We start from the raw sequence: 11,956 nt of genomic DNA, 5'->3' as shown, positions 1-11,956 counted from the left end.
GCCTCTTTAAAGAGATGTTTGCTTACCGTTAATATTCAATGAAATATTATATTTGTGATCAGCTTGAAATTTAAAATCAGGACTAATATTAAAATTTCTTGATTTTCCAGCAAGAATATAGCCATTCACTGTATTTACTTTAATGGAATAGCTTTTATTTGCTGTGGTATCAACAAGCGTTAAATTATTTAAAAGTGCATGTCGATTACCAACATTACTTATTGTGAGATAAGCATTATTTTGTTCTTGTTGGATTGACCAATCTAGTTTAGTCATTGCATCTTTATTAACAACAAATACAGGCAATGATGAACGTAATAGTACGTTAACCCCTTGAGCTGCTTTACGACTATCAATAGGTTTTGGTAATTCATCAATAATAATACGATAGGTTTTTTCACCAGAAATCGCTGACGGATTAATTCTGACTACACGTAAATTATACGAGTCATTAGGCTTTAATTTTAAAAATGGTGGGCTAATTGCCATCTCTTCTGTCGGGATGAGTTGATCTTGTCCTGCATTTTGTCTCCACTCAAATACGCGTACCTGTAAATCAGCACTATCATTTGACTGGTTATATAAGCTGATTGAAGATGCTGCCTGATCACTCAACATTTCAACACTTACAGGCGAAAGACGAATTGATGCAGCATTTAGCATACTAGGCAAAACCAACAATAAACTTGTAACAACAAAGATATTTTTTCTCATGATTTACCCAGAACAACTTTTCTCAAAATGCGCTAGCTCTCATAAACAAGAGCTAGCAATAACACAATAAAACTTTTTAAAAATTAATAAGTCACTGTTACAGTTACAGTATCAACATAGCTACCTGCACTTGGTAAAGTTGAGCCAGCCGGGATACGACCATACACATTTACAGTTTGTGCCGTACCCGTACCTGTACCACTATATGCGGTTGTTGAAATACCAATCGCTGTTGCACGGTTAGTGTCTGAGAAAAGGTTATAAGGAATATATTCGTTGCTAGTTGCACCACCAATCATACGGCGTTGTGTCGTTTGAGCGTTCTTCCCCGCATCAAAAGCCAAAGTCCATGGCACAGTGTTGTTACATAATACTTTAATGGCAGTACCACCTGTTGTTGTGGTGTCTGCATCGACGTTATTCGCAAGTGAACTTAATGTACCGAAATCCAAAACTGCATTTGATGTAGTACCTGTTGCAGAAGTATTTAGAACACAACTATTTGTAATAGTAGCTTTAACGGTTAATGTACCGGTAGCTGATGCAGCGTTTGCGGCATTCATCGACATTAAACCCATAGCAATTGCTGATAAACAAATGAGAGACTTATTCATGGTTAAAAACCTTTTTACATTACGCCAATAAAATTAATAGATGTAAAAACCAGCCTTCCCCATCACAATCACTCGTTCTTTTGACTGTTTTTTCAAAGCGTTATTTTTTTACTCTACTAGTCGCGCATAATACAAAAAAACAACAAAAACACTAATATCTGTTTCATTCTAAATATCAATTAATAATTCAAATTTTGATTGATTTCTCAATTATAAAAATTTTTATGTCTTCTCTAACCTTTTATTTCAGTTTTTCGATACTTCCATTTATTTTGATTAGTTTTCCTAAAAAGTTATATTTTTTCATTAGTTAAATTTTACCATTAATTTTGATATTTTATAATTTCTTAAAATTTAATCAAAAAAGATCAGAATAAAAATTAAGCTATTGATTGTTCTATATATTTAAAATGAATAAGAAAACAATAATTTATGAATAAGAAATCTAAGTGTTTTATCACATTTTTAGAAATTTCAGTGATTAAAGACAGATGCTCACTAACAAAAGTACGTATTGCTAGCTCAACTATTCCTAAAAATTAAATGAAAATTAAACCCAAAAAACTACCCACCATTGCAAAACTCGGTAGATAAGATTCGATCTATCAAAAAGTAAATTCTAGATCAAACTTGCTTTTCCACATGTATCTCTTGTCTCGCCATAACACTAACAACAATTGCATACTTGTAGTTTGACTTGCTTATTGGCAAGGTATGTACCAGTAAAACATTAGGAATTTGTTCCAATATGGCGAGTCCAGCACAAATCATTCGACATAAATTTCTCAATACATTCTTCTCACGTCATTCTCTCTGGTTCTTATGTATTTTTACTGCGCTTAGTATTACGTGGTTTCGTACTGTATATACCCCTCATAGTATCTACTATTTTGTTTCTGACACTCTCCTTAACGGTTTATGGGTGGTTACAGGCGTCTTAAGCTTATTAGGACTATATGATGTTTTGCAAAATAAACATTCAATTCTAAGAAACTACCCAATTATGGGGCATTTCCGTTTTTTGTTTGAAGATATACGTCCTGAAATCCGCCAATACTTTATTGAAGCGGATCAAGATGCTCTACCTTTTTCTCGCATGCAAAGAAGCTTAGTTTATCAACGTGCTAAAAATGAAAATGCAGATAAACCTTTTGGTTCAATCATTGATGTCTACCAAGAAAATTACCGTTTTATTGTTCACTCAATAAGCCCTTGCCCGCCTGCAGACCCAAAAAGCTTCCGTATTCAGGTGGGTAATGCACAATGCCTACAACCGTATAGCGCATCTATTATGAATATTTCTGCCATGAGCTTTGGTAGTTTAAGTGCGAATGCAATTCGTGCTCTAAATAAAGGAGCACAATTAGGCGGTTTTTATCATGATACTGGCGAAGGAAGTTTAAGCCCTTATCATCTAGAAAATGGCGGTGATATTGTTTGGCAAATTGCCAGCGGTTATTTTGGTTGTCGCACGCTTGATGGGAAATTTGACGAACAAAAGTTTGCTAAGCAATCTCAATTACCACAGATCAAAATGATCGAGCTAAAGCTTTCACAAGGTGCAAAACCTGGTCATGGCGGTATTTTACCTAAACATAAAATTACCGAAGAAATTGCCCAAATACGTGGTGTTTCTCGCGATCACGATTGTATCTCTCCTGCCAAGCATTCTAGTTTTTCTACCCCAATTGAAATGATGCATTTCTTACAAAAATTACGCACACTATCGGGTGGCAAGCCCGTTGGTTTTAAACTGTGTATTGGCCAACCTTGGCAGTTTATGAGTATTGTTAAAGCCATGCTTGAAACAAAAATTGTTCCCGACTTTATTGTTGTGGATGGTTCTGAAGGTGGTACAGGCGCAGCACCAATTGAGTTTAGTGACAATATTGGCACGCCATTACGTGAGGGCTTACGCTTTGTACATAATACCCTTGTGGGTGCAGGACTAAGAGATCAAGTTAAGATTGGCGCGAGTGGAAAAATCATTAGTGCATTTGATATTGCCAGTACATTTGCGCTCGGTGCAGACTGGGTTAACTCAGCACGTGGTTTCATGTTTGCGGTTGGGTGTATTCAAGCACAGAGTTGCCACACTAACCAATGCCCGGTAGGTGTTGCGACTCAAGATAAAGATCGTCAGAAGGCAATTGATGTACCGACTAAATCAGAACGAGTATTTAATTTCCATAAAAATACATTGCATGCATTATCAGAAATGATCGCTGCGGCGGGTTTACGTCATCCTTCTGATATTAAAGCCCATCATTTGGCTCAGCGTGTAAATGACCGTGAAATTAAGAACTATGCTCAATTACATTTTTTCTTAAAAGAAGGTGAACTTTTGCAATCTGAACTTAATAACGACGATGATAATTTCTATTATCGAATGTGGAATATGGCAGATGCCAATCATTTTTAATTTATATTAATTTTTATGATTTGAGCATTACATCTATAGTGTGATGCTCTTCCATATTTCAAACGAATATGTGATTTTCAATTAAATCTCCTTTTGCTTTTAATTTGTATTTAATAGATTTTTCACCTAATATCAAAGTATAAATAACGTACACTTTTTAATTTTATTTAATAAAAATTTTTTAATGTTTATAACAAGAAGGTAGCTCATCATGTTGAAAAAAACATTCATCTCTTCTTTTGTCGCAATCGCTATAGGTTTAAGTAGCTACGCTACTGCTTGTACACGTGCCGTATATTTAGGCAATAATCAACACGTTATTACAGCTCGTTCAATGGATTGGAAAGTTGATACAGGTACAAATTTATGGATTATGCCAAGCGGAGTTAGCCGTGAAGGTAATGCAGGTCCTAACTCAATAAAATGGACCTCTAAATATGGAAGTGTTATTGCTACAGGTTATGAAGTTTCCACAACTGATGGAATGAATGAAGCAGGTTTAGTTGCTAATGTCTTATGGCTAGTCGAATCTGAATACCCCGATGTAAAAAAATCTAATAAACCACTACTCAGCATTGCTGCTTGGGCACAATATGTACTCGATAATTTCACAACCGTTGATGAGGCTGTCAAAGCGCTAGAGAAAGAACCTTACACAATCGTTACAGATAGTGTTCCTGGTGAAACCAGATTAACCACATTGCATTTATCTATTTCTGATAAAACAGGTGATAGCGCGATTATCGAATATATTGGTGGAAAACAAGTGATTCACCATAGCCGGAGCTATCAGGTCATGACTAACTCACCTACTTTCGACAAACAACTGGCACTTGCCGAATATTGGAAGCAAATTGGTGGAACAGTTATGCTTCCCGGCACAAACCGAGCATCTGACCGCTTTGCACGTGCATCATTCTACATTAATGCAATTCCTAAAAATGATAATGCAAAGCAAGCTCAAGCCTCTGTATTCAGTGTCATTCGAAATGCATCTGTTCCTTATGGGCTAAATACTCAAGAAGAACCTAATATCTCTTCAACTCGCTGGCGAACTGTTGCCGACCACAAACAGATGCTCTACTTTTTTGAATCCGCTCTCTCACCAAATGTATTTTGGGTCGACTTGAAAAAGATTAACTTTAAAGATGGCAAAACACGTAGACTTGATTTAGGACCCGATCAAAGCCATATCTATGCAGGCGATGCGACCTCTTCCTTTAAAATTGCAAAACCATTTGTATTTTTAGGTCCAACTACGCGCTAATTTATGTCAAAATTTATTACTCTTAACATAAATAATATTAAACATACGATCTTGGAATTTATATGATGAAAAAATCTCTACTCTTATTGGGTTCATGTCTACTTACAGCGGCTTGTAGCACCACACAGGTTAGTACAACAGCTCCTAAAGAGGTAAAGACAGCTGGTCAGCTAAACTGCTCGCCAACAGAACTATGCCCAAGCTTATTGGTTAAATGGAACGAAAGTCAAAAAAATCAGCTTCGAGTAGATGTTCATTTAAGTAGTAGTTATAACTTTTATGATATTAACGCTTTGACCTTTGATATTGATGGTAAACGATTCAATTATGAACCAGCTCAAGCCACTGAAAAAACAAATGTGAGCAGATTAGTTCCAAAACATTCAACAACTTACTTTGTTATTCCAAGCCAATTCTTACAAGAGTTTAAACATGCTCAAAATGTAAATGTTTTGATCAAAACGGATAAAGGGACAATCGAGCGTAATATGTATAGTCCACAAAAGCAGTCTTCGGTTTATAAAAACTTTATGCAGCTTTATCAAAATTCAAAATAAAGCCCTATACATTAATTTATGCATCTATCCAATTTTTTGGATAGATGCATTATTTTTTAATAATAAAAATGTTTTGGCTTTGCATGTAAAAAGGCCGGAATCAATCCTGTTAATGCGGCACGTATATCCGCACGTTCATTAATTAATTGATGAGAACCTTCTTCAAGCATTAACAACGTTTGGAGTCTAAATTTACGACGAATAAACTCAATGTTATAACGCCAATCAACTGTCTGATCGAGAGCACCTTGTGCAAGCCAGACAGGGATACGGCAAGCAGGCCGCTCCTCCATTTCTTGCATCCATTTTGACATTGCCAAAATCCAGTCCATGCCCATCATGCGTGGTTGCAAAGGATCTTTTAAACGTATAAAACGCAAAAATTCAGGATTATGATTGTTCCGTCTAAAGTGTCTTGGTACTTGACGTTTAATACGGCGAATAATGCCCAATCCAACAGGGTTATGCCACCATGCTGTTTTCGCTGGGCGAATTAACGGAGAAAGTAAAAGTACTCGGTCTACAATCGGATCTTGGCGTTTTTCAGCATATTCTAATAAGTGATGCATCCAAATTGCTCCACCCGTACTTTGACCAATACCAACCCATGGTTTTGGCAGCTGATTTGCATGTTTCACATATTGATAAACAGCCATCAAGACTTGCTGATAATGATCAAAATTTTTAATACTGGCTGGTGAACCATCACTTAATCCATGTCCTGGCAAATCATAAGTGATAATACTAAAACCCTGCTCAAGAATCTCACGAATAATTGGCTGATAAATACCGCTATGCTCAAGGTAACCATGCAATAAACAGACAGTACCTTGTATTTTTTCTACTTTAGGTTTGAAAACTTGTACATGCAAACGGAATAAAGGCATTTGAACATAGCCTTGCCAATGGTCACATTCAAGTAAATGTAAACCATATAATTTACGGTAAGCTAACAAATCACGAGAAGGTTCTTCTAAGGTATTTAAATTGAGTGGACTCAAAACCTGCGGTGTAAGGTCACGGTTAGGCACCGGTAAATCTAATTGTTTTAATACGGCAGGATTGAGAAATGGAATATCTGACATTAAGGAACCTCTCGACAATCACTTGAGCCAAACAACATGTCGCGAATTGTCGCAAGTAATTCATAGTTTGCACGGCGGCTATGATCGTAATTTTGCACACTTGGTTGCCAGCGTGTCAGTGGAGTTGGCATTGGAGCTACAACAGGAATAGTTTCAATGCCATTTAAAGCAAACAGTCGACGTGTACGTGGCATATGATATTCATCTGTAACCAACATGACTGTTGGTGCTCCGCCTTTTTTCTGAAGCAATAAAGAGCTAAACCGAGTATTTTCACATGTATTCATACTACGCTTTTCTAATAGCTTTGCATCAACACCGCGCTCTTTTAACCAAGCTTGCATATAAGGTGCTTCTACACCACTCAGCACAATCGGTAGATGATTTTGTTTTTCAACTTCTAAAGTTTTTTCTAATCGCAAACGGGTATAGCCATTCACTACAATATCTTTACCATTTTTATCTAAAGTTAACCCTCCGCCCAACACAACAATTGCATAAGGTTCTGATAACTTTTTAGGTTGTACAGGTAATGGATTTTTACGCACATATTCGACTTTTTGTTCAGGCTCACTAACAGCTTTTTGAGGCTCTGGTACCACAGGTTTTCTTGCTAAAAACTCTGTATATTGTTCAGTAAGTGCTTTGTTTTCAGAACTATTAATAAAGAGTGCTTCGTCAACAGGACTACTCGCCTCATCTGCAGCATCAATTTCAGAATTCTTAGCGACTAAAGGCACCGTTACAGCGGCTGCTTGTTCTTCTGAATCTTGTTCCTTTTCTTCTAAAAGAATAATTTGTTGTAAGGCTTTATAATTTTCTTGAATATAGGTCAGATCAGATGTCTTTTTTTCACGTAACGCTTGCTCTGTCAGTTTTAAATACGCCTGACGAGCAATCCATAAATTTGAACCCGGCTCTAAATTATCATGTTCACTTAATGCAGCCTGTCTTTGGCTCTCAGCAGCGACTTGGTTAACGTCAACTGGAACAAAATAATTAAGCCCAGCTACAATAAGTTTTGAATAAAATGGTGAATATAAAAAAACCACGAAACAGCCTAATAGTACAAATAGCACGGTGACTACTTGTACTAAACGTACCATTAAGTGTACTTTTGGCATAAAACTATTCCGTATGATTTTCAATTAAACCTAAACTGTTATAAAGCACAGGCTCTGGTTCTAACATAATATGGAAACGCTGATCAACATCATGTTGTACAGCCTGATAAGTTTTCTTTACATCAGTAAGAGATGCATTGGCATAATTCACCAAAACTAATGCCTGTTTATGGAACATCCCGACCATATCAAGTTGTTTCCCTTTCCAACCTGCCTGATCAATTAACCATCCTGCTGCAATTTTAACGTTTCCATTAGCTTGAGGATAATGAGGAATTGTTGAGAATTGTGTGACTAAGCGTTCAAATTCTTGAGGACTAACAATCGGATTTTTAAAGAAACTACCTACATTTGGATATTCTTTTGGATCAGGGAGCTTACTTTGACGAATCTGGATGACTTGATTTTGTAAATTTTCGGCTGTCTGATTGTCTCCAACTGCTTGTTTCAAATCGCCGTAGTTAAGTTTTAAATGCGGCTGTTTAAGCAATTTAAAAGTGACATGCGTGATAATGTAACGGTTTGGATCATCTTTAAAAATACTATGGCGATAGGCAAAATGGCAGTCAGCCACTAAAATTGTCTGAGTTTGCTTTAATTTACGGTCATACACTTGTACTGACTCAATAAACTCACCTACCTCTACCCCATACGCCCCGATGTTTTGTACAGGTGAAGCACCAACTAAACCTGGAATAAGGGCTAAATTTTGCAAACCAAACCACTTCTGTTCGGTGCTATATAAAACAAAATCATGCCAGACTTGGCCTGCACCTACTTTAACCCGAACAAAATCATGATCGTTTGATAAAACTTCAATTCCCTGAATATCAAGATGAATCACTAAAGCATTGATCTGCTGCGGCAATAACATATTACTACCGCCCGATAATACAAGTACATTTAACTGATGCTGCTCTGCAAAATCTAAAGCTTCTTCAATATCGTGAATATTGGCAACTTTAGTATAGTGAGAAACAGTTGCATCTAAACTTAAAGTATTGAATGGCTTAAGCTGTACTTGATTCTGAATTTGCATTGTGTTGAAAAACCTATTCTTAAACATTTTCTTAAACATTCAATTGTTTTTTTAAAATATTAACCCACGCCAAACTACTAGATTCGCATTGATTAAGTACACGTTCAAAGCCATCCGCACCGCCATAATAAGGATCTGGCAACGCTTGTTGTGGGTATTCAGGATCATGCTCACTCATTAAAGCTACTTTTGCACGAATTTGATGTGCGCCAAATTGAGAAATGGCCCTTTGCAACACGTCATGAATATCTTCAAAATTTTGATGATCCATTGCCAAAATCAAATCAAACTCTAAAAAGTCTTGGGTTGAAAGTTGCCTTGCACGTAAAGATGATAAGTCATAGCCCCTTTTCTTGGCATGCAACTGACTGCGCTGATCAGGTGCTTTATTTGGATGATAATTACTCGTTCCAGCTGAATCGACAATCACTTTGAGTTTATGCGCGTCACAATAATGTCTGAAAACCACTTCAGCCGTGGGAGAACGGCAAATATTTCCTAAACAGACACATAACACCTTATATTGTGTTTCCATTAGAAATTACGTCCAAACATTTGAATTACATAAAAATAAACAGGTTCATGCACAATCTTAACAGACTATGAGTTTGTGAGAACTGAATTGACCATTGTGACTTGTTGCATTTTGTCAAAACTCACTTGGGTTGAAAAGGAAAATAATGTTTATCAATAGATTAAAAGTTGATAAAACAGGCGAAAAAGTGGCTAAGTTTATACTTTTTAGAGCTTGCCCCACTCCAAGTGGCTTTGATAGATAAATAAAAAAAGCCTACTCTTTCAAGTAGGCTTTCCCCTTATGACTTTTGCGCTGATCATTAAGGTTTATTGTTGTTTAAAGCAACGGAAGGATCTTACAGAAATACTTAAGAATAAAAAAGCTTATTTACTTAACTGAATGTAAGTACTCATAGGCTCCTTTTTCATTACTCTGCAGTTTAATGACTGCATCTGTTTCGTCATTTAGTGTTAGGTTAAATACTTTTTCACCATCATATGAAATTTGATGGCCCATACGAAACTCTGAATCAAGTGACTCAAGAATAATAAAATTTCCTTCGTTGTTCGAAGCAATATAGTAAGTGTTGTTCCGATGAACATATCTAATTGTGTACATCACTAGTTAAATTCCACCTCAAAAATTATGTTTTTTCTTAATAATAAAAAAGATCCTTTTTTCCCTTCTCAATCAGAAAAGGTCCTAGCGAAAACTACCCCTCCCTTAGTGATGATTAACCCTGATCATTTAGTATTTTTTTCACCCTATACTATTAAATTGATATTACAGAAATACTTAATAATAAAAAACCCCGCCATTAGTCGATAGTTAGCGGAGTTTTTTGTAGTCTAAATTTGGTTTTGCTGGTTTAAATGCTGAGCTATAAAATCACCTTCCGAGAATGCTTTATTTTAAAGTGTCTTATGCTAACTTATTTGTAGATTGAGTCTTATAGAACCGTTCAACAATAATTTTCAAAAATAAGGAAATAATGTATATGAGCCATTTTCAATTTCAAACCGTTCCAAATATCATCTCTGGCTTAGGCTCTATACAAGAATTACAGAATGTTTTGTCATCAAAAGCTTACCGCAAGTTATTGCTAGTTACAGATGCAGGCATGGTTAAAAATCAATTACACCGTCCCATCGTGCAAATTTTAGATGCCCTCAATATTGAATATGTCATTTATGCGGATGTGCAAGCTGATCCGCCTGAACAAGTCGTTTTAGATGCAACCAACTATGCAAAACAGCAAAATGTAGATGTCATTATTGGTTTTGGTGGTGGGAGTTCTTTGGATGTGGCAAAAGTTATTGCTTTACTCGCCCACCCTAACCAGACCCAAAGTTTGCAAGAAATGTACGGCGTAAACCAAGTCACTACAGCTCGCCTTCCGCTTATTTTAATTCCTACTACAGCTGGTACAGGCTCAGAAGTAACGCCAATCTCAATTGTGACTACGGGTGAAGCGACAAAAATGGGGATTGTTTCTCCAGTACTGTATGCGGATACAGCTATTTTAGATGCAACCTTTACTCAAAACCTTCCAGCCCATATTACTGCTGCAACTGGTATTGATGCGATGGTGCATGCCATTGAGGCATATACCTCTAAGCACAAAAAAAATATATATACCGATATTTTAGCCAAACATGCACTCAAGCTACTAAATCATAACTTACCGAAAGTTCTTAAGAACGGCAATGATTTGGAAGCAAGGCAAAATATGCTGTTCGGCTCAATGCTTGCAGGTCAGGCATTTGCAAACTCGCCCGTTGCTGCGGTACATGCTTTAGCTTATCCACTGGGTGGACATTTTCATCTTTCGCATGGTCATACCAATGCCTTAGTATTGGTTGAAGTATTAAAATTTAATGCACCACATGCTAAACAATATTATGCAGAGCTTATGCAGTGGTTGGATCCATATAGTAATGGCAGCACCGATGGTCTATGTGATCTGTTTATTGATCATATGCAAAACCATTTAGACCGTAGTGGTTTGACTTTAAAACTTAGAGATCTGGGTATTGATGAATCTAGCTTACCTAGACTTGCTCAAGATGCCATGTTGCAAACCCGCTTACTACAAAATAACCCACGTGACATGACAGAAGCCGCTGCTTTGGCAATTTATCAGGCGATTCATTGATGACTAAACCCATTTTAAAAACTCGTGATCAATTTAAGTTCTTTTTAGACATTCAAACTCGTTGGGCAGATAACGATATTTATGGTCATGTGAATAATGTGACTTACTATAGCTATTTTGATACGGCAGCCAATGCATTGCTCATTCAAAAAACAGGTTTTGATATTCATGAAGCAAAATCAATTGGGTTAGTCGTCGATTCAGCTTGTAGCTTTAATCAGGAATTGTCATTTCCAGAAATTATTCAAGTGGGTGTTGCGATTGGGAAAATCGGCACGACATCTTTACGCTATGAATTGGCAATCTTTAAACAAGGTCAAGACCAGGCATCAGCTCAAGGACATTTTGTTCATGTGTTTGTTGATCGCGAAACGCGTAAAACTGTACCTATTTCTGAGACAGTTCGTGAAGTTTTAAAGAGTTATTTATTATAAAAAAACGGGGCAAAAAGAAAATGATCTT

Annotated in this window: 12 protein-coding genes; 5 read left to right on the top strand and 7 right to left on the bottom strand. The window is 36.6% G+C overall.

The window, feature by feature from the left end; all coding sequences use genetic code 11:
* Positions 1-6: 6 nt before the first annotated feature.
* The gene (locus tag HLV59_RS07350; RefSeq protein ID WP_031948690.1) at positions 7-714 is read right to left on the bottom strand and encodes a fimbrial biogenesis chaperone; all 708 of its coding nucleotides are present in this window, start codon (positions 712-714) and stop codon (positions 7-9) included.
* Positions 715-797: 83 nt separating this feature from the next.
* Positions 798-1,328: a Csu type fimbrial protein gene (locus HLV59_RS07345; RefSeq protein WP_031948691.1), complete on the bottom strand. Its 531-nt coding sequence runs from the start codon at positions 1,326-1,328 to the stop codon at positions 798-800.
* A gap of 748 nt (positions 1,329-2,076) precedes the next feature.
* On the opposite strand from HLV59_RS07345, the gene HLV59_RS07340 reads away from it, so the two are divergent.
* From HLV59_RS07340 to HLV59_RS07330, 3 genes are all read left to right on the top strand, one after another.
* Positions 2,077-3,750, top strand: coding sequence for an FMN-binding glutamate synthase family protein (locus HLV59_RS07340; RefSeq protein WP_200042622.1), 1,674 nt, complete (start codon positions 2,077-2,079; stop codon positions 3,748-3,750).
* Between the two features lie 211 nt (positions 3,751-3,961).
* Positions 3,962-5,017 carry a linear amide C-N hydrolase gene (locus HLV59_RS07335; RefSeq protein WP_171429650.1) on the top strand — a complete coding sequence of 352 codons (1,056 nt, stop codon included), beginning with the start codon at positions 3,962-3,964 and terminating at the stop codon, positions 5,015-5,017.
* Between the two features lie 62 nt (positions 5,018-5,079).
* On the top strand, positions 5,080-5,574 hold the full coding sequence (locus HLV59_RS07330; RefSeq protein WP_171429649.1) for a hypothetical protein: 495 nt from the start codon (positions 5,080-5,082) through the stop codon (positions 5,572-5,574).
* 56 nt (positions 5,575-5,630) lie between these two features.
* On the opposite strand, the gene HLV59_RS07325 is transcribed toward HLV59_RS07330, so the two are convergent.
* From HLV59_RS07325 to HLV59_RS07305, 5 genes are all read right to left on the bottom strand, one after another.
* Entirely contained in the window at positions 5,631-6,659 is a 1,029-nt protein-coding gene (locus HLV59_RS07325; RefSeq protein ID WP_016145700.1) for an alpha/beta hydrolase, read from the bottom strand.
* Positions 6,659-7,783, bottom strand: coding sequence for a YdcF family protein (locus HLV59_RS07320; protein WP_016145701.1), 1,125 nt, complete (start codon positions 7,781-7,783; stop codon positions 6,659-6,661). The genes HLV59_RS07325 and HLV59_RS07320 overlap by 1 nt, the downstream gene beginning before the upstream one ends.
* Before the next feature lie 4 nt (positions 7,784-7,787).
* Complete coding sequence (gene murB / locus HLV59_RS07315) at positions 7,788-8,822, bottom strand: UDP-N-acetylmuramate dehydrogenase (protein ID WP_267313495.1); 1,035 nt, start codon at positions 8,820-8,822, stop codon at positions 7,788-7,790.
* Between the two features lie 31 nt (positions 8,823-8,853).
* Complete coding sequence (locus tag HLV59_RS07310; protein WP_140383397.1) at positions 8,854-9,357, bottom strand: low molecular weight protein-tyrosine-phosphatase; 504 nt, start codon at positions 9,355-9,357, stop codon at positions 8,854-8,856.
* A gap of 369 nt (positions 9,358-9,726) precedes the next feature.
* Positions 9,727-9,957, bottom strand: coding sequence for a hypothetical protein (locus tag HLV59_RS07305; protein WP_171430592.1), 231 nt, complete (start codon positions 9,955-9,957; stop codon positions 9,727-9,729).
* Positions 9,958-10,336: 379 nt separating this feature from the next.
* On the opposite strand from HLV59_RS07305, the gene HLV59_RS07300 reads away from it, so the two are divergent.
* Positions 10,337-11,494 (top strand): iron-containing alcohol dehydrogenase, encoded by a 1,158-nt coding sequence (locus tag HLV59_RS07300; RefSeq protein ID WP_171429647.1) that lies wholly within the window; start codon positions 10,337-10,339, stop codon positions 11,492-11,494.
* Positions 11,494-11,928, top strand: coding sequence for an acyl-CoA thioesterase (locus HLV59_RS07295; protein ID WP_171429646.1), 435 nt, complete (start codon positions 11,494-11,496; stop codon positions 11,926-11,928). The genes HLV59_RS07300 and HLV59_RS07295 overlap by 1 nt, the downstream gene beginning before the upstream one ends.
* The last annotated feature ends 28 nt before the right edge of the window (positions 11,929-11,956 follow it).

Origin of the sequence: Acinetobacter lactucae, assembly GCF_013122135.1 — a bacterium.
GTDB lineage: Bacteria > Pseudomonadota > Gammaproteobacteria > Pseudomonadales > Moraxellaceae > Acinetobacter > Acinetobacter lactucae.
This window is presented reverse-complemented; position numbering and strand designations above follow the sequence as displayed.

Excerpts from the sequence above, each read along its gene's own strand:
- HLV59_RS07350 (WP_031948690.1), bottom strand. The coding sequence starts at position 714 with ATGAGAAAAAATATCTTTGTTGTTACAAGTTTATTGTTGGTTTTGCCT.
- HLV59_RS07345 (WP_031948691.1), bottom strand. The coding sequence starts at position 1,328 with ATGAATAAGTCTCTCATTTGTTTATCAGCAATTGCTATGGGTTTAATG.
- HLV59_RS07340 (WP_200042622.1), top strand. The coding sequence starts at position 2,077 with ATGGCGAGTCCAGCACAAATCATTCGACATAAATTTCTCAATACATTC.
- HLV59_RS07335 (WP_171429650.1), top strand. The coding sequence starts at position 3,962 with ATGTTGAAAAAAACATTCATCTCTTCTTTTGTCGCAATCGCTATAGGT.
- HLV59_RS07330 (WP_171429649.1), top strand. The coding sequence starts at position 5,080 with ATGATGAAAAAATCTCTACTCTTATTGGGTTCATGTCTACTTACAGCG.
- HLV59_RS07325 (WP_016145700.1), bottom strand. The coding sequence starts at position 6,659 with ATGTCAGATATTCCATTTCTCAATCCTGCCGTATTAAAACAATTAGAT.
- HLV59_RS07320 (WP_016145701.1), bottom strand. The coding sequence starts at position 7,783 with ATGCCAAAAGTACACTTAATGGTACGTTTAGTACAAGTAGTCACCGTG.
- murB (WP_267313495.1), bottom strand. The coding sequence starts at position 8,822 with ATGCAAATTCAGAATCAAGTACAGCTTAAGCCATTCAATACTTTAAGT.
- HLV59_RS07310 (WP_140383397.1), bottom strand. The coding sequence starts at position 9,357 with ATGGAAACACAATATAAGGTGTTATGTGTCTGTTTAGGAAATATTTGC.
- HLV59_RS07305 (WP_171430592.1), bottom strand. The coding sequence starts at position 9,957 with ATGTACACAATTAGATATGTTCATCGGAACAACACTTACTATATTGCT.
- HLV59_RS07300 (WP_171429647.1), top strand. The coding sequence starts at position 10,337 with ATGAGCCATTTTCAATTTCAAACCGTTCCAAATATCATCTCTGGCTTA.
- HLV59_RS07295 (WP_171429646.1), top strand. The coding sequence starts at position 11,494 with ATGACTAAACCCATTTTAAAAACTCGTGATCAATTTAAGTTCTTTTTA.